Origin of the sequence: Kitasatospora sp. NPDC085879 (assembly GCF_040686255.1) — a bacterium.
Taxonomy (GTDB): Bacteria; Actinomycetota; Actinomycetes; order Streptomycetales; family Streptomycetaceae; genus Kitasatospora.
In genome coordinates, this window is the sequence record NZ_JBFBJZ010000002.1 from 65,253 (window position 1) to 90,289 (window position 25,037).

A 25,037-nucleotide genomic window follows, 5' to 3' on the forward strand; every position below is an offset into this window, starting at 1 on the left:
TTGCTGCCGGATTCGTGGACACAACCGCTGTCCGTACTCGCGGAACTTACCGACAGCCGTGTTGTTCAGGGGTGTCCCTGGTAGCGGGCGGTCAGGGTTCGTACCGTCGCGGCGATGCGGTCGCGGAGTTCGGGCGGCGCCAGCACCTCGATGTCCGTGCCGAGTTGGAGGAACTCGCCGTGGGCGTGGTCGATCGACTCGATGGGTACGCGGGTCTGTGTCCATTCGTCGCCCGTGGGTGTCACGCCGAGGCGGCGGGCGCCCTCCGGGGTGAGGCGTACCAGGGCCTCTCCGGTGTGCAGGCGGGCTCGGAAGTCGGCCAGCGAGCTGTTCCAGTGCGCGGCCAGGTCGAACCCGTTCGGGATGGTGAAGTCGTCTTCCAGTGGCTGGAGTTCGAGGATCTGGTCGACCCGGTAGGTGCGGATGCCGGACGGCCCGCCGGCGACCAGGTACCAGCGGCCGGCCTTGAGGACGAGGCCGTACGGTTCCACTCGCCGCTCGATCTCCTCCGGTGCCCGCCAACGCCGGTAGTGGAGTACGACGGCCCGCCGCGTCCACACGGCGGCGGCGACCGTGGCCAGGTGCGGCGTTCGGTCGGCGTCGCCGTACCAGCCGGGGGCGTCGAGCAGGAAGCTCTGCTGGATTCGTCCGGCGTGTTCGCGCAGCTCCGCCGGTAGGGCGGCCCGCAGTTTGAGCTGGGCGGCGGCGAGTGCCTCGCCGAGGCCGAGTTCGGCGGCGGCGCCGGGGAGTGCGGCGAGGAAGGCGGCCTGCGCCTCGTCCGCGGTCAGTCCGGTGAGGCGGGTGCGGTAGCCCTCGACCAGCCGGTAGCCGCCGGCGTGGCCGGCCTCGCCGTACAGCGGGATGCCGGCGGCGCCGAGCGCCTCGACGTCCCGGTACACGGTGCGGACGGAGACCTCGAGTTCGTCGGCCAGCTGCTGGGCCGTCATCCGCCCGCGGTTCTGGAGCAGCAGGAGCAGGGTGACGAGTCGGCTGGCGCGCATGCCGCCCAGTATCCACTGACAGTGGATGTCAGTGGAGTGCCCCTAGCGTGCGACGCATGGACGACTTCGACTTCCTGCACGGCGCCTGGCACGTGGCCAACCGCCGTCTCACCGCACCGCTCGGCTCGGGCCCCCGCACGTGGGTGGAGTTCCCTGGGCATGCGGTGGTCCGGCCGCTGTTCGGGGGCGCCGGCAACATCGACGAGATCACCTTCCCCACGCTCGGCCGGCAGGGCGTGACCCTGCGGTTGTTCGACCGGGAGACGGAGCGCTGGTCGATCCACTGGTCCGACAGCCGGGTGGGCCGGCTGGATCCGCCCGTGGTCGGCGGCTTCACCGGGGACCGCGGCGACTTCCACGGCGAGGACACCTACGACGGCCTGCCGATCCGGGTGCACTTCACCTGGCACCGTCTCGGCCCGGACGCCGCCCGCTGGGAGCAGGAGTTCTCCGCGGACGAGGGCCGTACCTGGGAGCTCAACTGGATCATGGACCTCACCCGCACCGCGGCGGCCGGTGCATGAGCATCGTCGAACTCCGGCAGTACACCCTGCACCCCGGAGCGCGGGAGGCGCTGATCGAGCTGTTCGAGCGCGAGTTCGTGAGCGGCCAGCAGACGGTCGGCATCACCGTCGGCGGCCGTTTTCGCGACCTGGACGACCCGGACCGCTTCGTCTGGCTGCGCGCGTTCCCCGACATGGCGCACCGCAGGCGTTCGCTGGAGGCGTTCTACACCGGTCCGGTCTGGCGGGAGCACCGAGACGCGGCCAACGCCACGATGGTCGACAGTGACGACGTCCTGCTGCTGCGGGGTCCGGGCTTCACGCCGGTGCCGGGCAGCCGCGAGGTGGTGGCGACCGTCTGCCGCCCGTCCGACGAGGCTGCCTTCGAGACGTACGCCGCCCGGCACCTGGGCCCGGGCCACGCGCTGCACCGCACCGAGGACGCCGAGAACGACTACCCCCTCCTGCCCGTCCGCACCGGGGAGGTCGTCCGGGTCTGGTTCGGCCCGGCGGAGCCACCACCCTGGCCGGCCCGGCGACTGCGGCTGGAACCCGTGACGACGTGAGTGGCCGGTCCTGCTCTCGCGGATCCGGCTCTCCGGTAGGGCCCGGAAACGGAGTTGACCGTGCGTCGGGGCCGCGGCTTGGCTACTGCCGTGAATGACGTGAATGACGTGAGTGATCTGCACTTTCGGCCGGTGGACGGCGAGGCCGCGCTCGAGGAGTGGCGGCAGGTCCACAACACGATCATCCCGACCGCACCGCTCGCGCTCGACGAGGTGCGGCGGAACGCGGAGCGGTACCACCTGGAGGTCGCCCGCCTGGGCGGCGAAGCCGTGGGCTGCTCGACCGTCCGTCCGCCCACCGAGGAGGAGCCGGCGGCGACGGTGATCGCCCGGGTGCTGCCCGAGCACCGGGGACGGGGCATCGGTGGCCTCATCTACCGCCAAGGGCTGGCCCGGGCACGTGAGTTCGGCGCCGAGCGGATCGAGACGATCGTCCTGGCCTCCAACACCGAGGGGCTCGCCTTCGCGCTGGCCCGGGGTTTCGTCCAGGTCGAGGAGTACCTGCTGCCGGGCGACACCGTGCCCTTCCTCACCCTGCGCCTGAGCTGACGCGCGCGGGACGGCACGGCGGGCTGTGCGCCGCCGTGCCGTCCGCTGTCGTGCCGTCCGCCGGGGGGTGGGGATCAGCCCGCCGTGCAGCCGCCGACCACGGGGGCCGCGGTGTTGCCGTTGGTCTGCACGGTGAAGCCGAAGCTGGTGGAGGCGCCGGCCGCCAGGCTGCCGTTGCCGTTCGGCTTCATCGTCATGACGTTGCCCGTGCCGTCCCAGCTCGGGCTGCCGTTCCAGGTGGCGGACACCTTCTGCGGCGGGGTGACGGTCACCGTGACGGTCCAGGTGGTGATCGCGGTACTGCCCGCCCGCACCGTCACCTGGCCGTTGAAGCCGCCGTTCCAGCTCTGGGTGAGGCTGTAGGTGGCCGCGCACGAGGCCGTGCCACCGCCACCGCCGCCCGAGCCGCCGAGGGCGGTCAGGACCGCCGTGTAGGCGGGCTTCTTTCCGTAGTTGCCGTCGAACAGCAGCGGGGTGCCGCTGCTGCGCCAGGAGTACTTGTCGGTGATGCCCCACACCGTGAGGCCGGTGCAGCGGGAGACCGCCAGGCAGGCGTTGACCACGTTGGTGTAGCTGGTGGCCTGCGCCGACCCGGAGCCCTCGATGTCGAGTTCGGTGATCTGGACGTCGACGCCGAGGTCGGCGAAGCGCTGCAGGTTGGCCCGGTAGTCGGAGGGCACCGGCGAGGCGCTGTTGAAGTGAGACTGGAAGCCCACGCAGTCGATCGGCACGCCGCGCTGCTTGAAGTCCTTCACCATCGCGTAGACCGCGTTGCTCTTCGCGTTCTGCCCGTCGGTGTTGTAGTCGTTGTAGCAGAGCTTGGCGTTGGGGTCGACGGAGCGGGCGGTGCGGAACGCCTCCTCGATGTAGCCGTCGCCGAGCTTGTCCTGGAAGGGCGAGCTGCGCCGGGCGCCGCTGCCGCCGTCCTGGAAGGCCTCGTTGACGACGTCCCAGGCGTAGATCCCGCCCTTGTAGTGGGTCATGACCTGGGTGATGTGGTTGTTCATCGCGGTGCGCAGGTCGGTGGCGGAGAGCCCGCCGACCCAGCCGGGCAGCTGGGAGTACCAGACCAGGGTGTGGCCGCGGACCTTCATGCCCTTGCCCCGGGCGTGGGTGACGATCTGGTCGGCGGCGGAGAAGGTGAACGAGTTGCGGGTGGCCTCGACGGCGTCCCACTTCATCTCGTTCTCGGGGGTGACCGCGGTGAACTCGGTGTCCAGGGTGCCGGCGTAGGCCGATTCGCCGAGGTGGCCGGCGGCCACGGCGGTGCCGAAGTAGCGGCCCTTGGCGGCGGCGGACGCGCCGAGGGTGCTCGCCGCGTCGGCGGTGCCGGCCGCGCCGGCCAGACCGGCGGCGGCGAGCAGGCCGGCGGTACCGGTGAGCAGTGCACGCCGGAGCATCCCCGGGGAACCGGGGGAGCGGTGGATCATCGACAACCTCTTCTTCCGTCGGCCGGACGGCCGTGGGGAGACCGTCCGGACAGGCTGGGTGGGACCTGTTGCGGTGCTGTGCATCCGCCACGCGGCCAGCGGCGGGAGGTCGATCGCCGATGAGTATGTCGCCGTTGTCGACGGTTGGTCAATACTGAGTTTCGATATCAACGGCGAAAGTTTCCATAGGGGTTCGCGAGCCTCTCGCGGCAGATCAGCGGAGGCTCGACCGGTGCGCGCCAGCGTCCGATGCGGCCAGGCGTGAGCGAGGGGAAGAATGATCGACCGAAAAGTTTCGGCGGCAGGCGGGCATGCGCGCGTGAGGGCATGCGAAAGGGCCGGGCGCCGCAGGGGGTGTGTGGGCATGCGGCGCCCGGCGGGCGGCCCGGAGGGTGGTTCCGGGCCGCCGACGGGGGATGGTCAGCGGTCGGCGCCGGCGGGCAGGTTGAAGCTCAGGGCGGGGGAGGCGTTGGCGGCCAGGGTGTGGGCCTGGGCCGGCCACCAGACGCCCGCGGCCGGGTCGGCGGCGCCGTACTCGGGGTCGGTGCCGCCGGTGGTGCCGCGGGTGCAGCTGCCGTCGGACTCGCCCGGCACCTTGAGCCAGAGGAAGGCGTCCAGCAGTGGCGTCCCGGTGTTCGCGGTCGGCCGGGTTCCCAGGCCGCGGCCGGGCGGGTTGCACCAGGTCTGGGCGTCCGGGTAGCTCGCGGTGGGTGTCCAGGGCCCCTGGCCGTTGCGGCTGCTGTCGACGACGAAGTGCGGCAGCTTCGCGTCCGCGGGCACGCGCGCGGTGTACCAGGCGTCCGCGTCGGCCTGCGGCCAGTACTGGTTGGCGCAGTCGTCGGCCACCGCGCCCGGGGTGTGGGTCAGGTACCAGGTGCACTTGGCGACCTGGGTGCCGTAGCGCACCAGATCGGCGTCGCGCTGGTAGTTGGAGACGTTGAGGAAGAAGCCCTGGGTGCGCTCCACGCCGCCGTCCACCAGCAGCTTCGCCATGGTGCCGGTGGACTGCCAGCCGCTGTGCCCGGCGTCCAGGTAGACGGCTGCGTGCGGCTGCCGGGCGAGCCGGTCGACGGCGCCGTTGATCTCGGCCAGCCGGTCGGCCTGCTGCTGTGCGGTGCCGCCGCAGAAGGCGGGGCTGAGGGCGAGGCCGTCCGGCTCCAGGACGACGACGGTGCCGCGGTCGCCGATGCCCCGGGCGAGGCCGTCGATCCAGGCGGCGTACTCGGCGGAGTTGGAGGCGCCGCCGGCGGAGTACTGCGAGCAGTCCCGGCCCGGCACGTTGTACGCCACGACCACCGGGGTCTGGTGCTGCAGGGCGGCCCTGGACTGGAGCTTCGCCATCGCGGCGGTGCTCTCCTGCGGGGTGGCGGTGCCGTTGAACCACTGCGCCACCGGGTACGAGCCCATCTTCGCCATGGCGAGCGCGTTGCCCCAGTCGCCGGCCCGCAGGTCGTCGGCGGCCTGGTGCAGGGCCTTGCTGTCGAGGTCGACGTAGAAGCCGGCGCCGGGACCGGGGACGCGGCCGGTGCTTCGGTCGTGGCCGGTGGCGGCGGTCGCGGTCGCGGGCAGGCAGCAGACCGCTGCGACGGCGGCGAGGGCTGCGCTCGCGGCCGCGATTCGACGGCGTGGGCGGGACACGTGCGGCTCCTAGGGCTGGCGTGCGGGCTGCGCAGGGTGAGGGTGCGAGCCGCTCGTGGGAGCGCTCCCAAGCGCGAGGGAAGTTCTAGTCGGAGCCGTCCGCGGCGTCAAGGCTTCGCGCAGGCCGTTCACCCTGCTGAACTATGGGCCGACCGCGACGAAGCGTGGGCCGGGCGCAAGGGCCGCTCTATCGTCACCGTCCGCTCGCGTCCGTAGCATTGACGTGGTGTCAGGTTCGCGGCTGCGGTCTGGCCATGGATGCAACCGGTGTTCAGTGATGTGAACATCGAGACGGACGGCTGCGCCGACCTGTTCCGCAACGACCTCGGCGCGACCACCGCCGCATCACCAGGACCGGCGGCTTCACCGTCGCGTCCTACGGCTACGACCCGACCGGCGCGGACACCGTGGCGGCCGTGGACACCGCGGGTGCCGGCACCGGCCGGATCTGACGCCCCGGCACAGCGCGGCGCCGGCGGTCCCGGGCTCGTCGCCCGGGGCCGCCGGCGCCTGTGCGCGTGCGGTGCCGCGATTACTTGATCTTCAGGACCTGGCCGGGCTTGATGAGGTCCGGGTCCTGGCCGATGGTGCCCGAGTTGCCGTCGTAGACGGACTTCCAGCCGCCGAGCTTGTTCTTGTTGGAGATGTCGGAGAGCGTGTCGCCGGGCGCCACGGTGTAGGTGGCGGGCTCGGTCTGCTGCGGCGCCGGGGTGGCCGTGGCGGCCTCGGTCGCGGTGCTCGTCGAGGCGGGGGCGGCCGGGCCGGTCGGGGCGGTGGTCGGGTCGGTCGCCGTCGGCGCGCCGGTGGACGGGGCCGGGGTGACCGGCAGGCCGGTGATCGGGTCGATCGTCGGTGCCGTCGTGGTGTCCGGGGCGGGGGTGCCGGGGGCCGTGGTGCCCGGCGCCGTGGTCGTGGTGCCGCCCGGGACGGTCGGCGCGGTGGTGCCGGTGCCCGGCGCGGGGGGCGTGGTCGGGACCTGGCCCGGCGTCGGCGTGGTGGAGTTCGACTGACCGGGGGCGGTGGCTGCCGGGCCGGTGTAGTAGTCGTAGATCTCCTGGCTCGTCGTCCAGTACCACTGCCCGTCGACCTGATACCAGTACACGCCGTTCGCGTCCCGGCCCTGCATGCCGGTGAAGACCGGCGCCGAGGCACCGCGCTCGGCGGGCGTGGTGGTGGTCGGAGCCGGGGTCGTGGGGACGGTCGGCTCGACCGTCTCCGGCTTGCCCTCGCCGGTGAGGCCCGCGGTGGTGGCGCAGTGCCCCCAGGCCTTGGCGCCGCGGTCCGAGAGGACCCGCTCGGCGACGCTGATCTGCTCCTCCTTGCTGGCCCGGTCGGGCGTGGAGGCGAACTTGTCGCCGCCGTACGCGACCCAGGTGCGGAGGTCGAGTTGGAGCCCGCCGTACTCGCCGTTGCCGGCGGCCTTCCCCCAGTTGCCGGCGGTGGCGCACTGGGCGACGGCGTCCCAGGTGGTGACCGGGGCGGCGTGGGCGCCCGTGGCGGTGAGCAGGGGGATCGCCAATCCTGCGCCTGCCACGCCGGCGACCGCGACGGCACGCTCGGTCTGGGTGGGGCGGCGGTGACGGCCCGAGCCGATGAAACCCATCAGTTCCCTCTCCGCACGCCTGCGAGGTGAGCTGTCGGGTTCGGACCGGGAGGTGGCCCGGCCGCGCTGAGGCGGCTTCACCCCTAGCCGTGTGGGGCCGGCGTCGAAACGTGGGTCCCCCGTCCCTGCCCAAGGTCTGGTCGGTGACCCGGTGGACGCGGTGGGCAGGGTTCGGCGTGCCGCGTCTTGGGTGCCCGTGCTGTCGGGCTGAGGTGGACATTAGAGGGATCGTCACCGCGATAACAAGCCAGCATCCCGAACATCACACAATCATCACGAGTGCTTCGGTGCCACATGCGCGTATTTCGGCCGCCCGCCCCGGTGTGCGCCACCGCCCGCCGGGGCGCCGCCGCAGGTCGGAGGGGATGCCGTACCGGCCTGACGTGTCCGCGACGGCGAGCCTCGGACGAATTCCCGGGAATTCCCTGGGAATTCCTCCGGGGAAAATGCGCGGACGCCGACCGGTGTCGGTGGGGTGAAATGCCGACTGCCGCCCCGCCGCGGTCCGCCGCCGTGCCCCGCCCGGACGATCACGGCACGAACGGATCGCCCCGCCGGGGCGGAGTGGAAGGTTCGGGTCCGCCACGGGGTCCGACCCCGGCCCTCGTTCGTGTCGGAACGGGCCGAGGGCGCCGACTGTCCGCTCACCCCTCGGCGGGCCAGCAGGCCAGCACCGCCGCGGCCTCCTCCGCGGTCAGCGGCCGGTGACCGATCGCCACGTCGTCCTCGTCGAAGGAGCACTCCGCGTACAGCAGCAGCACCGACCGGCCGTCCTCCTCCCGCAGCACCGCGCGGCGCCCCAGATCGCCCTGGGCGGACCACTCCACGTACCGCAGCGGGCCGCACCGGACGCTGATCCGGTCCACCCGGGAGCCGTCCGGCGGGAGCAGGCCGGCGATCGACCCCGCCGAGGAGGGCGCCCAGCGCTCCGGCGCCTCCGTGATCCGGACCACCTCGTCGACCGAGACCCGCACCCAGGCCGCGCCCGGGCGTTCGTCCGCCACCGCCAGCGGGGTGCAGCGGACCAGGGCGTGCGCCGGCAGTTCCTCCGGATGGTCGGGCGTGCCGTTCGCCGCCGTCGCGGCCGGGGTGAACAGGCACCAGAACGGCCCGTCCACGAGCAGCGGCCCGTCCAGGCCGATCATCCGCCGCTCGCCGGCCACCGGCAGCCGGTCGGTCGGGACGATGCCCCGGCCGTCGTACGGCGAGTCGGTGGGGTCGGGATCGGGCCAGTGGACGAGGGTGGTGCCGGCCGCGCCCGCCCACTCCGGCACGGGCGAGGCGGACCAGGCGCGGCGCGGCGTGCAGCCGCAGCCGGCGCCCGCCACGGAGACGATGACGGTCATGCACCGCATGGTGGCAAAGCCGCCGGCGCCCCCGGCCGGCGGGGCCCGGGCGGGCCGCTTCGCTCGGATCCCGGTGGGCCGTCACACCGCCTTCGCGGCCGGCTCCGGGGCGGGCACCGCCTGCTCGGCCGCCGGTCGGCCGCGCAGGCCGAGGAAGACGGCGAGGGCGGCGAGCAGCACGGGGACGGCGACCACCCGCAGGCCGACGGCCATGCCGGCGGTGAACTCGGCCGGGCCGTGGGCGGTGCCGCCGCCCGTACGGGAGGCGAGCACGGTGCCGACCACGGCGACCCCGAGGGCCGCGCCGAGCTCCCGCGCCGCGGTGTTCAGCCCGGCGCCCAGACCGGCCTGCCCGGGCGGGAGTTCGGAGACCACCGCGTGGGTGAGGCCGGGCGCGGACAGGCCCATACCGGCCGAGAGCAGCAGCAGCCACAGCGCGTAGACGGGGTACGGGGTGCCGGGCCCGGCGCTGGAGACACCGAGCAGACCGGCCCCGATCAGCGCCAGTCCGGCGCCCGCCACCGGCCGCACCCCGTGCCTGGCCTGCAGCCGCCCGGCGAACCGCGGCACCAGGGCCATGCCGACGGTCAGCGGCACGATGGCGAAGCCGGTGCGGGCCGCCGAGTACCCCTTGGCGTACTGCAGGAACTGCGAGTTGACGAAGAACAGCGCGAAAAGGCCGAAAAACGATGCTGCCGTGCCCAGAACGGCGGCCCGCAGCCGCCGGGAGCGGAACACCCGCGGATCGATCAGCGGCCGCCGGGCCGCCAGGCCGTACCCGGTGAAGGCGGTCAGCAGCGCCGCGCCGACCGCGAATCCGGCCAGGACGGGAGCCGAGGCCCAGCCGTGCGAGGGGCCCTCGATGATGCCGTAGAGCACCGCGGCGGTACCGCCGATGAGCAGGGCCGAGCCGGCCGGGTCGGGCGTGGAGTCGTGGCGCGGCAGATCGGGGACGGTGCGCAGCACGGCCGCGGCGAGCAGCCCGGAGAGCGGGAGCATCGCCCAGAACAGCGCCGGCCAGGGCAGGAACTGGGCGGTCAGTCCGCCGCCGACGTTCCCCGCCAGGCCGCCGAGGCCGACCGCCAGTGTCCAGGAGGCGAGGGCCTGCACGCGCCGCTCCGGGCCGGCCAGGTGGACGAGGACCGCCATGGTGGCGGGCATGATCAGCGCGGCGCCTGCGCCGGAGACCGCGCGCCCGGCGATCAGTGCGGCGACCGAGCCGAGGGAGCCACCGGCCGCGCTCAGGCAGGCGCCGGCGGCGAACAGGGCGAGGCCGGCGAGCAGCGCCCGCCGCCGGCCCCAGCGGTCGCCGCAGGCGCCGGCCGGGATGAGCAGCCCGGCGAAGACGATGACGTACGCGTCGACCGTCCACAGCAGTCCGTCCGAGGAGGGGTGCAGGGCGGAGGCGGCGAGCTGAGGGATCATCAGGTTGATCGCCGCGACCATGCTCTGGGCGACGAGCACGCAGGCGCACATCGCGAGCAGGGTGGACCGGCGCAGGGCCGGCGGGGTGTTTTCGGGCATGGGCAGGTGGGCTCCTTCCGGAGCGAGGGTGTGTGGGTTCCCGTCCACCGTAGGCCGGTGCTTGGATTGCTTCCAGTGCATGTTTCGCACGGAAGGAATGCACGGAATGCAATCGGGAATGGACCTCAACCTGCTGGTCGCGCTGGACGTCCTGCTGGAGGAGCGCAGTGTGTCGGGGGCGGCGGCCCGGCTGCACCTGTCCGAGCCGGCGACGAGCCGCACCCTGGGCAGGATCCGCCGGGCGCTCGGTGATCCCGTGCTCGTCCGGGCGGGCCGGTCGATGGTCCCCACCCCGCACGCCCTCGCGATCCACCCGGAGGTGCGGGCAGTGGTGGAGCGCGCCCGTGGGCTGTTCAGCGCCGCCGGACAGGTCGATCTGCGCACCCTGGACCGGACGTTCACCGTCCTCGCGCACGACGCCTTCGCCGCCGCGCACGGGGCGGCGCTGTTCGCCCGCACCGCGGCGGAGGCGCCCGGGGTACGGCTGCGCTTCCTCGGCGAGAGCCATGTGGACGCGCCGGCGCTGCGTGAGGGCACCGCGGACCTGGAGGTCGGCGTGATCGACACCACCGCGCCCGAGGTGCGGGTGGAACAGCTCTACGAGGACCGCATGCTGGCCGTCGTCCGGCCCGGACACCCGCTGCTGGACGGGCCGTCGACCCCGGAGCGGTTCGCCGCCGGGCGGCATCTCGGAGTCTCCCGGCGCGGCCGGCCGCACGGGCCGATCGACACCGCGCTCGCCGAACTCGGGCTCTCCCGCACGGTGGTGGGCACGGTGGCGACCTATCCGGCGGCGCTCTTCGTGCTGCGGACCACCGACCTGGTCGGCCTGACCACCGCCCGCAGCCGCCACCTGGCCGAGGCGCTCGGCCTGGTGGCGGTCGAGATCCCGCTGGACCTGCCCGCGCTGCCGTTCGGCCTGGCCTGGCACCCGCGGCACGACGCCGACCCGGCGCACGCCTGGCTGCGCTCCTGCGTACGGGAGTTGCTGACGCGGGACTGAGCGGCGCGGGTGGCATCCGCGTCACCGGCCGGACGGGCGGTGCGGGTTCAGGCGGGCAGCGGCGGCAGGTCCTCGGCGGTGATGGCGTGGTCGGCCGGGGTGATCGGGGAGGGCAGTTCGTCCCGGCCGGTGAGGTAGCGGTGCACGGACGCGGCCGCCGCCCGGCCCTCGGCGATCGCCCAGACGACCAGGGACTGCCCGCGGCCCGCGTCGCCCGCGACGAAGACACCCTCCGGCCCGGCGGCGAACCGCCCGTCCCGCGCCAGGTTGCCGCGGCCGTCCAGGCCGAGGCCCAACTGCTCCGCCAGACCGGTGCCGTGCTCCGGGCCGGAGAAGCCCAGGGCGAGCAGCACCAGGTCGGCCGGGATCGCGTGCTCGGTGCCGGCCACCGGCGTGCGGCTGCCGGGCGCCGCGTCGGCGATCCGGACGGCGGTGACGTGCCCGCCGCCGTCCGCGTCGAAGCACACGGTGGTCGAGGCGTAGGCCCGGATGTCAGGGTCCGGCAGTGCGGGCGGCCGTAGTTCGCCGGCCTCCTCGTGCGAGGTGGTCGCCCGGTGCACCTTGGGGTGGACCGGCCACGGCTGCGTTTGCGGGCGGTCCTCCGGCGGCCGCGGGTTGATGTCCAACTGCCGGACGTCCAGCGCCTCCTGGCGGATCGCGGTGCCGACGCAGTCGGCCGCGGTGTCGCCGCCGCCGATCACCACCACATGCCGGCCGTGCGCGCTGACCGGGGACTGCGGCAGGTCGCCGGCCACCACCCGGTTGGCCAGTGGCAGGTACTCCATCGCCTGGTGGATGCCGGTCGACTCCCTTCCGGGGACCGGGAGTTCGCGCCAGGCGGTGGCGCCGACCGCGATCACGACGGCGTCGCTGTCGGCCCGCAGCCGGTCGGCGGGCAGGTCCCGGCCGACGGCCACGCCGGTGCGGAACCGCGTCCCCTCCGCCCGGAGCTGCTCGATCCGGCGGTCCAGGCGGTGCTTCTCCAGCCGGAAGTCCGGGATGCCGTAGCGCAGCAGGCCGCCGATCCGGTCGGTGCGCTCGTACACGGTGACGGTGTGGCCGGCCCGGGTGAGCTGCTGGGCGGCGGCCAGCCCGGCCGGGCCGGAGCCGACCACCGAGACGGTGCGGCCGGTGCGGCGCCCGGGCGGTCGGGGCGGCTCCAGCCCGTGCTCCCAGGCATGGTCGGCGATGGCCAGTTCGACGTTCTTGATGGTCACCGGGTCGGCGATGATGCCCAGCACGCAGGCGCTCTCGCAGGGCGCCGGGCAGAGCCGGCCGGTGAACTCCGGGAAGTTGTTGGTGGCGGCCAGCCGCTCGACGGCGTCGCGCCAGTCGTCCGCGGAGACCAGCCGGTTCCACTCCGGGACGAGATTGCCCAGCGGACAGGCCTGGTGGCAGAAGGGAAGGCCGCAGTCCATGCAGCGCGCCGCCTGGTCGCTGATGATCGGGAGCAGCGCCCGGTGCTCGTACACCTCCTCCCAGTCGTGCACCCGGGCCGCGACGGCACGGCGGGTGCGGAGCAGCCGCGGCGTGGTGAGGAACGCCTTGGGGTCGGCCATCGTCGGCCTCCAGCGGTGCGGTTCGGCGCTGGGCGTCAGGGCGTGGCGCTGGGCGTCAGGGTGGGGGTCGGGCAGGAACTGCGGAGGCGGGTGCAGGGGGCGGCGCGGGGCCGGGGGCGCGGAGCCGGAGGGTGCGGGGACGGCGGGCGCGGCCGGGGGGGGGGGGGGGGGGGGGGGGGCGCCCGGCCCCCCCCCCCCCCCCGGCTTGGACAGCGGGACGGCGTCCCGGCTCAGCGGGCCGCCGGGACCTGCTCGCCGACCGGCTCCGCCGGGCTGTCCGCGGGGTCGACCCGGGCCGGCCACCAGGCCCGCGCACCGAGGTCGTGGACGAGCGCGGGGACGAGCAGCGAGCGGACCAGCAGGGTGTCCAGCAGCACGCCGAAGGCGACGATGAAGGCGATCTGCACCAGGAACGCCAGCGGGATCACCGCGAGGGCGGCGAAGGTCGCGGCCAGCACCACACCCGCCGAGGTGATCACCCCGCCGGTCGCGGTGAGCGCCCGCAGCACGCCCTCCCGGGTGCCGTGCCGCAGCGACTCCTCGCGGGCCCGGGTCATCAGGAAGATGTTGTAGTCCACGCCCAGGGCCACCAGGAAGACGTAGCCGTACAGCGGGACGGACGGGTCGGTGGCCGGGAAGCCGAACACGTGCGGGAAGACCACCGCACAGACGCCGAGCACCGCCAGGTACGACAGCGCCACGCTCGCCGCAAGGATCAGCGGCGCCACCAGCGAGCGCAGCAGCACGATCAGGATCAGCAGAATGCACAGCAGCACCACCGGGACGATCACGCCGCGGTCCCGCGAGGCGGTCGCCCGGGTGTCCTCCTGCTGCGCGGTGTAGCCGCCGACCAGGGCGTCCGCGCCCGCCACCGCGTGGACGGCGGTGCGCAGCCGGAGCACCGCCGCCACGGCGGCGTCGCCGTCCGCCGGGTCGGCCAGGGTGGCGTCCAGCCGGACGAGGCCGTCGACCACCTTCGCCGGGCCGCCCGGCGCGCCGCCGGTGAAGGCCGCGACCGCGCTCACCCCGGGGACGGCGCGGGCGGCCGTCGTGACCGCCGCCGCCCGGTCCTCCTTCGCGACGATCACCGCGGGGTTGCCGGAGCCGCCGGGGAAGTGCGCCGACAGCACCCGCTGGGCGACGACGCTCGGCTGCTCCTTGACGAACAGGTCGGTCTGCGCGACACCTCGGGCGTCCAGCGCGGGCGCGAAGGCGGCGCAGGCCACCAGCGCGGCCAGGGCCGCCACCCAGGTCGTCCGGGGCCGGCGCCCCACCAGCGAGGCCACCCGCCGCCAGATGCCGTGCACCGGGGCGGAGCCGTCCGCCGGCGGCCGGGCCGGCCAGTAGGCGGCGCGGCCGCACAGCACCAGCGCGGCGGGCAGGAAGGTCAGCGCCGAGACCACCGCGCAGCAGATGCCGATCGCCCCGACCGGGCCGAGCGCCCGGTTGTTCGTCAGGTCGGAGAGCAGCAGCACCAGCAGGCCCAGGGCGACCGTCAGCCCGGACGCGACGATCGGCTCGGCGGAGCGCCGCCAGGCCGTCCGCATCGCGGCGAACCGGTCCGGGTGCAGCGGGAGCTCCTCGCGGAAGCGGGCGGTCAGCAGCAGGGCGTAGTCGGTCGCCGCGCCGATCACCAGGATCGACAGCAGGCCCTGGATCTGCCCGTCCACCCGGACCACGCCGTGCTGCGCCAGCACGGCCACCAGGGCGCAGGCGACTCCGAGCGCGAAGACCGCGCCGACGATCACCAGCAGCGGCAGCAGCACGCTGCGGTAGACGGCGAGCAGGATCACCAGGACCACTCCGAGCGCGACGCTCAGCAGCAGGCCGTCGACGCCGGCGAAGGCGCCGCCGAGGTCCGCCGCGATCGCCGCCGGGCCGGCCAGTGCGACGGTGGTGCCGGGCACCTGCGCGACCCGGGCGCGGACGGCGTCCACGCTGTCCACGGTCGCCCGGCCGAGGTCGGAGCGGAGCGCCACCACGCCCTCCAGCGCGCGCCCGTCCGCGGACGGCTGGGCGGGGGAGGCCTGGCCGGTCGCGCCCGGCACCGTTGCGGCCGCCCGCAGCGCGCGGTCGGCGGCGGTGCGCTGCTCGGCGGTGACCGAGCCCTCGCGGGCCTCCCAGACCACGATCACCGGGAGGCTGCCCTCGGCCTGGAAGCCCTTCTCCAGCGCGGCGACCCTGGTGGACTCGGCGCTCTTCGGCAGGAACGCGGCCCGGTCGTTGGTGGACACCTCGGACAGGCGGCCCGCGAAGGAGCCGAAGGCCCCGCCCAGCGCGAGCCAGACGAGGACGAGGGCCAGGGGCAGCAGGAACCGGATACGGCGAGGTGGCACGGGGGTCCTCCGGATCGGTCGACGGTCGGCGCGATGATATCTCAATCATTGAAAGACTTGACCATTGAGATAATCGGAGCGGGGCTGTCACGCCCTAGGCTGGGGGCGACCCGTGCGAGACCCGCCCGGTCCGCCCGTGTGCGCGACCCGTCGAGAGGTGACCCTTGTCCGACCAGGAGCCGACCGCCGAAGCGCCCCGGCCGCCCGACAGCAAGGCCTTCGGCAACCTCCTGCAAGGGCTCGCCTCCGAGATGAACCTGCTCGGCCACGACTTCGCCGCCGCCCAGGGCCTGCACGCCACCGACGTCCAGGCGCTGCTCGCGATCATGCGCGGCTCCACCGGCATCACCCCCGGCCCCGTCACCCCGAGCCGGCTGCGCGAGGAGCTCGCCCTCACCTCCGGAGCGGTGACCGCCGTCCTCGACCGGCTGGAGCGCGCCGGACACATCCACCGCAGCCGCGACGCCGCCGACCGCCGCCAGGTCCAGGTCCACTACAACCCCGGCGCGAGCAGGATGGCCGCCGCCTGGTTCGCCCCCGTCGCCGCCTGCACCGACTCCGTGGCCGCCGAGTTCAGCCCGGACGAACTGCGGACCGTCGCCCGCTTCCTCGGCCGGATGACCACCGGCCTGGAGGAACTGCGTCGCACCCGCCGCGACGACGCCGGGGCCGCCGGGGCCGATGCGGCGAGGGGCGGCGCGGTGCGGGTGGCTGCGCAGGCCGGCGGGGGTGCGCAGGCCGGTCCGGATTCGGAACCTCCGATTCGCATATGACGAACCGTAACGGGTAATGCACTCCCAGTGATTGACGGCGTCCGTCCAACACGCGGCGGACCTGCAACCGGGAGGCGGCGATGGCAACGGTCTTCAGCGCGGACTTCACGTCGGCACGGCAGTGGGTGGCGGGGCGCACCAGCGCCTATCCCCGGATGGGGCCCACCAACAGGAGCGACCACAAGCTCGACCACCTCACCACCGCCTACTGCCCGGGAGGCGTCTTCGCCGCCACCCGGCGGCTCGGCAGCGACCTGTGGGACTGCAACCTGCTCACCACCGAAGGCAGCCCGGACGGCTTCCAGCTGCTGCCCGGCGACGTCATGCTCGCCCGGGTCACCCTCCCCACCGCGCTCGGCGCCTGGCCCGCCATCTGGACCTGGCGGGACGGCGGCAACGAGATCGACGTCTTCGAGTACCACCCGGACAACCCGGACCTGCTGGAGGTCTCCAACCACGTCCGCGGCGGCTACCGCTACTGGCACGGCGGCCCCGCCGGCATAGCCCCCGGCGCCACCGTCGAGCTCCGCACCGTTTTCGGCAGCACCTCCGTCGACTGGTACGCCAACGGTGTCGCCGTCTACTCCGACCTCCGCGGCGTCGGATCCGCCTGGCACGCCTACCTGATCGTCAACCTCTCCGTCTCCGACGGCACCTACCACCCGCGCCCGCCCGTCAACGGCCCCGCCCGGCTCAGCTGGACCTGCCACAGCCTCGTCGTCGAACGCTGACCGCCGCCGCCCGGCCACCACAGCCCCGGCCCTCCGCGGCCCCGCACCGACCCGCCCCAGCACCCGACCGGCCCGCGCCGCCGGGTGCCCGGGCCGCCCGCCGCTCCTTCGACGCACCTCGGGCGCGCACAGGCCGTCACCCGAACGGCCGCCCCTGGCCGGCACGCCGCCGGTGGCCCACCCTGGAAGTGTCGGCCCCGCCCCCGGGCACCACGGCCCCGCACCCGGCCGACCGCCGACGGGAGGACGCGATGACCCCGACGAAGACCCGGAAAGTCCTGGTGGCCTACGGCAGCAAGCACGGCGCCACCGCCGGGATCGCCGCCGAGATCGGCATCACCCTCAGACAGGACGGCTTCGACGCCGCCGTCCTCCCGGCCGGCGAGGTCCGCGACGTCTCCCCGTACGACGCCGTCATCCTCGGCGGCTCGCTCTACGCCGGACACTGGCACCGCGACGCCGTGCGCTGCGCCCACCGCAACGCCGACGCCCTCAACGAACGCCCCGTCTGGCTGTTCAGCAGCGGCCCGATCGACAGCACCGCCGAACGCGAGGACCTCCTCCCCGTCCCCGGCGCCGCACGCGAGATGGAACGCCTCCATGCCCGCGGCCACGTCACCTTCGGCGGCCGGATGGCCCCCGACACCCCCGGCCTGCTCGCCCGCCTCATGGTCCGCCGCGGCACCAGCGGCGACTACCGCAATGCCGAGCAGATCCGGGCCTGGACCCACCAGGTCGCCGGCGAACTCCGCCACAGGTCGTAGCGGCCGACCGCGCACGCGGCAGCCGGCCCACGCGCCGACCGCCGCACGGGCGTAAGGACATGGCAGCATCAGCGGTGTGGTGATCTACGACGAACGGCTCTCCGTCCCGCTGCGCTGGTGGCTGGCCACGCTGGCAGCCTCCGCCGGGACGGCGGCCGCGCTGCTCCCGCTCGGACCACTGCCCGCCGCGACCGGCGGCGCGCTGCTGCCGGCGGTGGTCGCCTGGGCGCTGCGCGGGTACGGCGCGGTGCGCATCCGGGTCTGCGACGGCGTGCTCGTGGCCGGGCCGATCGTGCTGCGGGCCGAACACTTCGGCCGGGTGGAGGTCCTCGACGAGGCCGAGGCGCTGGCCTGGCGCACCCGGCGGGCCGGGCCGCAGGCGCGCCTGCTGATGCGCGGATTCCTTCCGCAGGCCGTCCGGATCGAGATCACCGAGCCGTCCCTGCTCTGCCCGTTCGTCTACCTCTCCACCCGCCGCCCGGCCGCCCTGGCCGGAGCCCTCGCCGACGCCCGCGCCCGCTACGGCGTCCCGGCCGCGGTCTGACGGGCGGCCCTGCCGCACACCGGCCGTCCTGACCGTAGGACGTGCCGTCAGCGCCCGCGGGGTGCATACATGATGACGGCCACGCCGACCAGGCAGACCAGCGCGCCGATCACGTCGTACCGGTCGGGCCGGTAGCCGTCCACGACCATCCCCCAGGCGAGCGAACCCGCGACGAACACACCGCCGTACGCGGCGAGGATGCGGCCGAAGTTCGCGTCGTCCTGCAGTGTCGCCACAAAGCCGTACGCGCCGAGGGCCAGCACGCCGGCCCCGATCCACGCCAGGCCCCGGTGCTCCCGGGTGCCCTGCCACACCAGCCAGGCGCCGCCGATCTCCAGCAGGGCGGCGAGCAGGAACAGCAGGACGGAGCGCAGGACGGTCATGCGCAGACCCTATGCGCCGACCGGGTCGGCGAGCCGTGCCGCGGTCCTTCAGGCGGACACCGACCGCCACCGGCGCCGTCACGGCGGCCGGCCCGCCGACCGGGGCGTGCGGCTCGACCGTCGGCGTGGAACGCGCTTACTCACCAGCAGTACTCTCGGCTCCGGTCAGCGGTACGGCACGACCGCGACCGGGCAGGTGACGTGGTGGATCGCCGCATGGGCCACCGGTCCGACGTGCCCGCCGAACGTCACCCGCCGGTCGTGCCGACCGACCACCAGCAGCCCGACGTCCTCGCCGACGGCCTCCACCACCGCGTGGGCGGCACTGCCGGGAAGCACCGCCGACTCCACCCGGACCTCCGGGTACCTGATCCGCCAGGGTGCCAGGGTGTCGGCGAGGGCCTGCTGCTCGGCCGTCGTCAGGTCGGCCGAGATCGCCGCGATCGCACCGAAGGCCATGTACTCGCTGCCCGCAGGCGGTCCCGCCGCGTGCAGCACCCGCAGCGGCACCGCGCGCCGGGCGGCGGTCCCGAAGGCGAAGTCCACCACCTCGGGGCACTCGTGCCGCAGGTCCAGCGCGAGCGCCACGGCCGCCCCCGGCGCCTCGGCCGTCCCCTGCGCCGCGCCCGAGCCCGCGCCGGGACCGGGCGGTGCGCCACCGGAGCGGACCAGCACGACCGGGCAGGCGGCGCGGGCCAGCACCTCCTGACTGACCGAGCCGACCAGGAAGCCGCGCAGTGTGCTCAGGCCGCGCGAACCCAGCACCAGCACGGAGGCCTTCTCCGCGGCGGCCGTCAGCACCGCGGCGGGCGCGTCCGGCACCAGCCGGGCCTGCACGTCGACGTCACCGGCCGATGCCCGCACCGCGGCCTCCTGGTCCGCCAGCTGCTGCCGCACCCACCGGTCGGCGTCCTCCCCGCCCAGCACGTGGTGCTTGGGCCACGGCCAGGCCTGGAGGAGTTCCAGCGGCACCCCGCGCAGCCTCGCCTCGGCGGTCGCCCAGTGCAGCGCGGCCATGCTCTCGGCCGAGCCGTCGTAGCCGACCACGATGGGTTCGTTCACGGGAGCCTCCCGAGGCGTGCAGCGCTGCTGTTCCTGCTGTGCGGTCCGGCCCGCGGTGCCGCCGACGCGCCGGGCGGCGCAGAGGCGGCGCACAGAGTGGACAGCAGGGGCATACCCGCGCCGTCCGTGCTCCATCGCACCAGTTCTACGCCCTTGCGTGCCAGGGCCGTCCGACCCTTCCCCGGACGGCCGTCCGGGAAACGGCGGGCGACCTGCCGGCATACCCCACGCGGGTACGCGGTGGAGGGGTACGGGGGCCCCGGTCGGCAGACCTGGCGGTTCCGCCGGGCACGGGCTCTACTGGGGGACGAGACAGCTGCGCGGACCCGCCGCTGAACGCGCGGGCCGGGAGCGCCCGCCGCGCATGCCGGGAGGACAGCCGTGAACGACAACGCCCATTCCGCGCCCGGTCACGCCCCGATCGGTGACCGGCCGCCCGGCCCGGGTACGCCCGGCCGGGGCACTTCCGACCCGGTCGCGCCCGATCCCGCTGCCATCGCCCGGCGCATCGACGAGCGGCGCGAAGCCCTCGGCCTGACGGAGGCCGAACTCGCCTCCCGGGCCGGCATGGCGGCCCGCTACCTGCAGCACCTCGCCGAAGCCGGGCCGGCCTTCGATCCGGCCGGGTTCCTCCGCCTCGCCACCGCCCTGGGCCTCAGCCACCGCGACCTCGTGGAAGGCCGCACCGACCCGGCCCCCGGTCAGGGCGGGGCGCCCGATCACCCCGTCCTGGTCCAGCTCACCGTGCGCGAGTGCTGGGACCGGATCGGCGACCACGGCGTCGGACGCGTCGCCCTCCCCGCCGGCCCCGGACCGGCCGTCTTCCCGGTCAACTACATCGTCGTCGCCAGGACGGTCGCGTACCGCACCGCCCCGCACAGCGCCGCGGCGCCGCCCGCCGGCAGCAACCTCTCCTTCCAGATCGACCGGATCGACGAACAGCTCAGCCGCGGCTGGAGCGTCCTGCTGGTCGGCACCGCCGAGCACGTGACCGCGCGGGACGAGGTCAAGCGCCTCGACGCCCACCCGGGCTCCGAACCGTGGGCGGGCGGCGACAACCCGCTCTGGATCCGGATCCGGCCCGACCAGGTCAGCGGCCGCCGTATCGGCTCGCTCTGACCGGGCGGCCGCCACGACCTCCCGGACCCGGCCGGCGCCCGACGCCGCGCGCCGGTGCGACGCGAACCGTCGGACAAGCCCTAGCCTGGCCGAGCCATGACGATCGCCATCGCCCTGCTCACCCAGGACCTCCGGCTCCACGACAACCCGGTGCTGCACGCGGCCGCCCGCAGCGCCGACCAGGTGGTCCCGCTCTTCGTCCTGGACGCCGACATCGAGGCGGCCGGATTCGCCGCCCCCAACCGGCGGGCGTTCCTGGCGGGCTGTCTGGCCGATCTCGACTCCTCCCTGCACCGGGCCGGCAGCCGCCTGCTGCTCCGCCGGGGCTCCGCGGTGGCGGAGACGGCGAAGCTCGCGGACGAGGTCGACGCGGTCGCGGTACACGTCGCCGCCGGAGTCAGCTCCTTCGCCCGGCGGCGCGAGGCCGGGCTGCGGGAACACTTCGCCGACCGGCTCCAGGTGCACGACGGCTCCCTCACCGCCCTGCCGCCCGGTGCCGTCGCCCCCAACGGCAAGGACCACTACGCGGTCTTCACCCCGTACTTCCGGGCCTGGCAGCAGAGCACCCGCCGCCCGCCGCACCGCGCACCGCGCAGCCTGCGCACCCCGGACGGCCCCTCCGGCATCGACATCGCCACCCTCCGCGACGCGCGCGCCGACTCGCCCCAACTGCCGCCCGGCGGTGAGACCGAGGCCCGCACCCGCTGGAAGGCCTGGGACGTCGCCGCGTACGAGGAGGCGCACGACGACCTGGCGGCCGACGGCACGTCACGCCTCTCGCCCTACCTGCACTTCGGCTGCCTGTCCGCCACCGAACTGGTCGACCTGGCCGAGCGGCGCGGCGGCCCGGGCGCCGAGGCCTTCGTCCGGCAGCTCGTCTGGCGGGACTTCCACCACCAGGTGCTCGCCGCCCGGCCGGACGCCGCATGGCAGGACTACCGCGCCAAGGGCGACGGCTGGCACACCGACGACCGCGAGGCGCAGGCCTGGCGGCAGGGCCGCACCGGCTTCCCCGTCGTCGACGCCGGGATGCGCCAACTCGCCCACGAGGGCTGGATGCACAACCGGGCCCGGCTGCTCACCGCCTCCTTCCTCACCAAGACGCTGTACCAGGACTGGCGGATCGGGGCCCGGCACTTCCTGCACTTCCTGGTCGACGGCGACATCGCCAACAACCAGCTCAACTGGCAGTGGGTGGCCGGCACCGGCACCGACACCCGGCCCAACCGCGTGCTCAACCCGCTCACCCAGGCCGACCGGCTCGACCCGGACGGCTCCTACGTGCGGCGGTGGCTGCCCGAACTCGCCCACCTCCCCGGCCGGGCGATCCACCGCCCCTGGCTGCTGGACCGGCCACCGGCCGACTACCCGACGCCACTGGTCGACCCGGGCGAGACCGCCACCCGCCTGCGCCGGGGCCGCGGCCTCGACTGACCGGCCGGCCGCCCACCCGCTGACCGTCGCCCGACACCTGCGAGGCCGAATGGACGCCCTGCTGCACGCCCTGAAGATCACCGGCGCGATGACCTGGGAGATCACCTGGGCGCTGATCCTGGGGTTCCTGCTCTCGGCGATCGTCCAGGCCGTGGTCCACCGCGAGACGGTCGCCCGGGCGCTGGGGGACGACCGCCCGCGGACGCTCACGCTCGCCGCCGGACTCGGCATGGCCTCGTCCTCCTGCTCCTACGCCGCCGTCGCGCTCGCCCGCTCACTCTTCCGCAAGGGCGCGAACTTCACCGCGGCGATGGCCTTCGAGATCGCCTCGACCAACCTGGTCGTCGAACTCGGCGTGATCCTGGCACTGCTGATGGGATGGCAGTTCACCGCGGCCGAGTTCACCGGCGGGCCGATCATGATCGTCGTCCTGGCCGTGCTGTTCCGCCGGCTGCTGCGCCCGTCGATGGTGCGGGAGGCCCGGGAGACCGCCGACCGCGGGGCGGCCGGCTCCATGGAGGGCCACGCGGCGATGGACATGAGCGTACGGCGCGGCGGAAGCTTCACCCGGCGGCTCGTCTCGCCCGAGGGATTCACCTCCGTCTCCCACGTCTTCGTGATGGAGTGGGCCGCGATCCTCCGCGACCTGGTCCTCGGACTCCTCATCGCGGGCGCGGTCGCCGCGTGGGTGCCGGACTCCTTCTGGGAGGCCTTCTTCTTCACCGGCCACCCGCTGGCGGCCAAGATCTGGGGCCCGCTGATCGGGCCGGTCGTGGCGATCGCCTCGTTCGTCTGCTCCGTCGGCAACGTCCCGCTCGCGGTGGTGCTCTGGAAGGGCGGCATCAGCTTCGGCGGCGTGGTCTCCTTCATCTTCGCCGACCTGCTGATCCTGCCGATCCTCAACATCTACCGGAAGTACTACGGGCGGCGGACCACCCTCTTCCTGCTGGGCACCTTCTACACGGCCATGGTGGTCGCCGGATACGCGGTCGAGATCGTCTTCGGCGCCCTCGGCCTGATCCCCGATCAGGCCGACGCCACGGTTCCCTCCGAGGGCGTGACATGGAACTACACCACCTGGCTGAACATCTTCTTCCTGCTCCTCGCCGCGGTGCTGGTCCACCGCTTCTTCCGGACCGGCGGTACGGGGATGCTGCGCGCGATGGGCGGGGCTCCCGACGCGGCACGGCACGACCACGGCACCGTGCCCGGAGCCGGTCCCACCGTGTGACGGTGCCGCGGCGGGGCAGGCGCGTCCGCGGCGCGGGCCCGCCCGGCCCCGTCGCAGCGAACGGAGGCCGATCCTCCTCGGCCCGCTGCTGCTCGGCCACCTCTTCGACTCGGTCGGCCGCAAGCCGATGATCGCCGGCACCTACATCGGCTCGGGAGTCCTGCTGTTCCTCACCGCCTACCTCTTCCAGCAGGGCACACTCGACGCCACGACCATGACGGCGTGCTGGACAGGCGTGCTGTTCCTGGCCTCCGCCGGAGCCAGCGCCGCCTACCTCACCGTCAGCGAGATCTTCCCGCTGGAGACCAGGGCGCTGTGCATCGCGTTCTTCTACGCCGTGGGCACGGCCATCGGCGGCATCACCGGTCCGCTGCTCCTCAACGGCCTGGTCAGCAGCGGCAGGACCGCCGACACCACGCTCGCCTTCTCCATCGGCGCCTCGCTGATGGTGGTCGCCGGGCGCGTCGAGGCGGCGATCGGCGTCAAGGCGGAGCGCCGCAGCCTCGAATCCCTCGCCGCACCGCTCAGCCAGGTGCAGCCGGCGACGGCCGGACAGTCCCGGGTGTGAGCTGCGGCTTTCCTCGATTCGGCGTGTTCGGTTCGGCCGGTGCTGGGCACACGCGCTGTTGGAGGTGTTTTCCATGATCGCACTGCTTCTCGTCCTTCTGCTGATCCTCGTCCTCTTCGGTGCGGGGTTCGCGGTGAACGTGCTCTGGTGGGCGGCCATCGTGCTGCTGATCGTGTGGGTGGTCGGGTTCTTCGCCCGCAGCGGGTCGGGCGGCCGCTGGTACCGCTGGTAGGCCGACCGAACGTGGTGGGGGCGGCAGAACGGAGGAGAGGGCGCACACGTCCGAGCAGTGCGCCGATCGCAACGGGGTGAGGAGATGGCGAAGGGCTTCGTGCCGGTGGGGCAGGCCGGCGGGGCCGTGCTCGCACGCCCCGTCGCCCCGCGCCGCCGGTGCTTCCCCGGCGGGGCGGGCGACGTCCGGGCCGGCCGGGTGTTCACCACCCGGGTCCTCGGTGAGTGGGGCCGCCCGGGCGGCGAGGAATTCCGGGCCGACACGCTGCTGGTGGTCTCGGAGCTGCTGTCCAACGGCCTCCTGCACGCCGGCGGGCCCGTCGAACTCACCCTGAGACGGAACTGGCCCACCATCCGGGTCGAGGTCTTCGACACCGGCCCCGGCAGCCCCGAACCGCACGACCCCCGGGAGTCCGGACGGCCCGGCGGCCGCGGACTGCACATCGTGGACCGCCTGAGCACCGACTGGGGCGTCGTCCGGCACCGGCACGGCAAGACCGTCTGGGCCGACCTCCGCCTCGCGGGACGATCCCGCCCCGACCCGAACGGCTCACACAGAACACAGAACTGACAAGGAGACAGCCCATGCTCGCGCTCGGACTCCTGCTGCTGGCAGCGACCGGTGCCTTCACCGGACTGCTCATCGCCGAGAACCTCGACGGCGGACCGACCACCACCGTGACGATGTTCGGCAACGACCTCGCCACCATGAACAGCCTCGCGATCTTCCTCGCGGGAATCGCGCTGACCCTGCTCTTCGTGCTCGCCTGCCTCATGGTGCTGATGGGCCGCCGCCGTGCCCGCCGACGTGGCGCAGAGCTGCGCGCGTCCCGCCGGGCCGGTGCCCGGGGAGTACCCGGAGGCGCCGTTCCGGCGGACCCGGCCGCCACGCAGGCCCACGCCGCGCCGGCCGCCGCCCAGCCGTACGCCGACCGGGCACCGCTGGGCGGCGGAGCCACCGCTCCGACCGGTCCGACGGACACCCGGGCGCAGTCCAGCGAGGCCCGGCAGGCGGCCGAGTACCAGGAGCACCACCGAGCGGCCGAACAGGCGGCCGAACAGGAAGCGGCGCAGAAGCCCGACCGCGGCCCGGTGAACCGCCTCGGCCACTGACCGGAACCGCGTCCAGGGGACGGAGC

At 74.3% G+C, this 25,037-nt stretch carries 24 protein-coding genes, 1 pseudogene and 1 riboswitch; of the genes and pseudogenes, 15 read left to right on the plus strand and 10 right to left on the minus strand.

Annotated features, from left to right (window positions below):
• Positions 1 to 65 precede the first annotated feature (65 nt).
• Complete coding sequence (locus AB0P35_RS02005) at positions 66 to 1,001, minus strand: YafY family protein (protein ID WP_363505128.1); 936 nt, start codon at positions 999 to 1,001, stop codon at positions 66 to 68.
• A gap of 56 nt (positions 1,002 to 1,057) precedes the next feature.
• On the opposite strand from AB0P35_RS02005, the gene AB0P35_RS02010 reads away from it, so the two are divergent.
• The 3 genes from AB0P35_RS02010 (at position 1,058) to AB0P35_RS02020 (ending at position 2,619) form a co-directional block, all read left to right on the plus strand.
• Positions 1,058 to 1,525, plus strand: a complete 468-nt coding sequence (locus tag AB0P35_RS02010; RefSeq protein WP_363505131.1) for a hypothetical protein — start codon at positions 1,058 to 1,060, stop codon at positions 1,523 to 1,525.
• Positions 1,522 to 2,070, plus strand: a complete 549-nt coding sequence (locus AB0P35_RS02015) for an NIPSNAP family protein (RefSeq protein ID WP_363505134.1) — start codon at positions 1,522 to 1,524, stop codon at positions 2,068 to 2,070. Before AB0P35_RS02010 ends, AB0P35_RS02015 begins: the two co-directional genes overlap by 4 nt.
• Positions 2,071 to 2,178: 108 nt before the next feature.
• On the plus strand, positions 2,179 to 2,619 hold the full coding sequence (locus tag AB0P35_RS02020; RefSeq protein WP_363505137.1) for a GNAT family N-acetyltransferase: 441 nt from the start codon (positions 2,179 to 2,181) through the stop codon (positions 2,617 to 2,619).
• 74 nt (positions 2,620 to 2,693) lie between these two features.
• On the opposite strand, the gene AB0P35_RS02025 is transcribed toward AB0P35_RS02020, so the two are convergent.
• The 5 genes from AB0P35_RS02025 to AB0P35_RS02045 form a co-directional block, all read right to left on the minus strand.
• The gene (locus AB0P35_RS02025; RefSeq protein WP_363505139.1) at positions 2,694 to 4,049 is read right to left on the minus strand and encodes an endo-1,4-beta-xylanase; all 1,356 of its coding nucleotides are present in this window, start codon (positions 4,047 to 4,049) and stop codon (positions 2,694 to 2,696) included.
• Between the two features lie 420 nt (positions 4,050 to 4,469).
• Entirely contained in the window at positions 4,470 to 5,687 is a 1,218-nt protein-coding gene (locus AB0P35_RS02030; RefSeq protein WP_363505141.1) for a glycoside hydrolase family 6 protein, read from the minus strand.
• A 532-nt stretch (positions 5,688 to 6,219) separates the two neighbouring features.
• Positions 6,220 to 7,290 carry a transglycosylase family protein gene (locus AB0P35_RS02035; RefSeq protein ID WP_363505143.1) on the minus strand — a complete coding sequence of 357 codons (1,071 nt, stop codon included), beginning with the start codon at positions 7,288 to 7,290 and terminating at the stop codon, positions 6,220 to 6,222.
• Positions 7,291 to 7,443: riboswitch (cyclic di-AMP (ydaO/yuaA leader) on the minus strand.
• Between the two features lie 491 nt (positions 7,444 to 7,934).
• Positions 7,935 to 8,636 carry a hypothetical protein gene (locus tag AB0P35_RS02040; protein ID WP_363505146.1) on the minus strand — a complete coding sequence of 234 codons (702 nt, stop codon included), beginning with the start codon at positions 8,634 to 8,636 and terminating at the stop codon, positions 7,935 to 7,937.
• 81 nt (positions 8,637 to 8,717) lie between these two features.
• Positions 8,718 to 10,160: an MFS transporter gene (locus AB0P35_RS02045; RefSeq protein ID WP_363505149.1), complete on the minus strand. Its 1,443-nt coding sequence runs from the start codon at positions 10,158 to 10,160 to the stop codon at positions 8,718 to 8,720.
• A 97-nt stretch (positions 10,161 to 10,257) separates the two neighbouring features.
• On the opposite strand from AB0P35_RS02045, the gene AB0P35_RS02050 reads away from it, so the two are divergent.
• Positions 10,258 to 11,163, plus strand: coding sequence for a LysR family transcriptional regulator (locus AB0P35_RS02050; RefSeq protein WP_363505152.1), 906 nt, complete (start codon positions 10,258 to 10,260; stop codon positions 11,161 to 11,163).
• A gap of 47 nt (positions 11,164 to 11,210) precedes the next feature.
• Here AB0P35_RS02050 and AB0P35_RS02055 read toward each other — a convergent pair whose 3' ends face one another.
• Together AB0P35_RS02055 and AB0P35_RS02060 are read right to left on the minus strand one after the other, a co-directional pair.
• Positions 11,211 to 12,722 carry a glutamate synthase subunit beta gene (locus tag AB0P35_RS02055; protein ID WP_363505155.1) on the minus strand — a complete coding sequence of 504 codons (1,512 nt, stop codon included), beginning with the start codon at positions 12,720 to 12,722 and terminating at the stop codon, positions 11,211 to 11,213.
• 230 nt (positions 12,723 to 12,952) lie between these two features.
• The gene (locus AB0P35_RS02060; protein WP_363505158.1) at positions 12,953 to 15,058 is read right to left on the minus strand and encodes an MMPL family transporter; all 2,106 of its coding nucleotides are present in this window, start codon (positions 15,056 to 15,058) and stop codon (positions 12,953 to 12,955) included.
• A 164-nt stretch (positions 15,059 to 15,222) separates the two neighbouring features.
• Here AB0P35_RS02060 and AB0P35_RS02065 point away from each other — a divergent pair, with 164 nt between their 5' ends.
• The 4 genes from AB0P35_RS02065 (at position 15,223) to AB0P35_RS02080 (ending at position 17,870) form a co-directional block, all read left to right on the plus strand.
• On the plus strand, positions 15,223 to 15,831 hold the full coding sequence (locus AB0P35_RS02065; RefSeq protein ID WP_363505161.1) for a MarR family winged helix-turn-helix transcriptional regulator: 609 nt from the start codon (positions 15,223 to 15,225) through the stop codon (positions 15,829 to 15,831).
• A gap of 80 nt (positions 15,832 to 15,911) precedes the next feature.
• Positions 15,912 to 16,562: a beta-glucanase gene (locus tag AB0P35_RS02070; RefSeq protein WP_363505164.1), complete on the plus strand. Its 651-nt coding sequence runs from the start codon at positions 15,912 to 15,914 to the stop codon at positions 16,560 to 16,562.
• 251 nt (positions 16,563 to 16,813) lie between these two features.
• Positions 16,814 to 17,326: a flavodoxin domain-containing protein gene (locus AB0P35_RS02075; protein WP_095871725.1), complete on the plus strand. Its 513-nt coding sequence runs from the start codon at positions 16,814 to 16,816 to the stop codon at positions 17,324 to 17,326.
• 76 nt (positions 17,327 to 17,402) lie between these two features.
• On the plus strand, positions 17,403 to 17,870 hold the full coding sequence (locus AB0P35_RS02080) for a DUF3093 family protein (RefSeq protein ID WP_179419283.1): 468 nt from the start codon (positions 17,403 to 17,405) through the stop codon (positions 17,868 to 17,870).
• Positions 17,871 to 17,917: 47 nt separating this feature from the next.
• On the opposite strand, the gene AB0P35_RS02085 is transcribed toward AB0P35_RS02080, so the two are convergent.
• Entirely contained in the window at positions 17,918 to 18,253 is a 336-nt protein-coding gene (locus tag AB0P35_RS02085; protein WP_363505168.1) for a YnfA family protein, read from the minus strand.
• 165 nt (positions 18,254 to 18,418) lie between these two features.
• Positions 18,419 to 19,315, minus strand: coding sequence for a universal stress protein (locus tag AB0P35_RS02090; protein ID WP_363505171.1), 897 nt, complete (start codon positions 19,313 to 19,315; stop codon positions 18,419 to 18,421).
• A gap of 381 nt (positions 19,316 to 19,696) precedes the next feature.
• Here AB0P35_RS02090 and AB0P35_RS02095 point away from each other — a divergent pair, with 381 nt between their 5' ends.
• From AB0P35_RS02095 to AB0P35_RS02125, 7 genes and pseudogenes are all read left to right on the plus strand, one after another.
• Positions 19,697 to 20,434, plus strand: coding sequence for a pyridoxamine 5'-phosphate oxidase family protein (locus tag AB0P35_RS02095; protein WP_363505174.1), 738 nt, complete (start codon positions 19,697 to 19,699; stop codon positions 20,432 to 20,434).
• Between the two features lie 96 nt (positions 20,435 to 20,530).
• The gene (locus AB0P35_RS02100; protein ID WP_363505177.1) at positions 20,531 to 21,868 is read left to right on the plus strand and encodes a deoxyribodipyrimidine photo-lyase; all 1,338 of its coding nucleotides are present in this window, start codon (positions 20,531 to 20,533) and stop codon (positions 21,866 to 21,868) included.
• 49 nt (positions 21,869 to 21,917) lie between these two features.
• Positions 21,918 to 23,099, plus strand: coding sequence for a permease (locus tag AB0P35_RS02105; RefSeq protein WP_363505180.1), 1,182 nt, complete (start codon positions 21,918 to 21,920; stop codon positions 23,097 to 23,099).
• A 76-nt stretch (positions 23,100 to 23,175) separates the two neighbouring features.
• Positions 23,176 to 23,667 (plus strand): annotated as a pseudogene (locus AB0P35_RS02110) (MFS transporter); the annotation flags it as partial.
• Positions 23,668 to 23,740: 73 nt separating this feature from the next.
• Positions 23,741 to 23,899, plus strand: coding sequence for a hydrophobic protein (locus tag AB0P35_RS02115; RefSeq protein WP_363505183.1), 159 nt, complete (start codon positions 23,741 to 23,743; stop codon positions 23,897 to 23,899).
• A gap of 84 nt (positions 23,900 to 23,983) precedes the next feature.
• Positions 23,984 to 24,469, plus strand: a complete 486-nt coding sequence (locus tag AB0P35_RS02120; RefSeq protein WP_363505186.1) for an ATP-binding protein — start codon at positions 23,984 to 23,986, stop codon at positions 24,467 to 24,469.
• 14 nt (positions 24,470 to 24,483) lie between these two features.
• Entirely contained in the window at positions 24,484 to 25,011 is a 528-nt protein-coding gene (locus AB0P35_RS02125) for a hypothetical protein (protein WP_363505189.1), read from the plus strand.
• Positions 25,012 to 25,037: the final 26 nt, after the last annotated feature.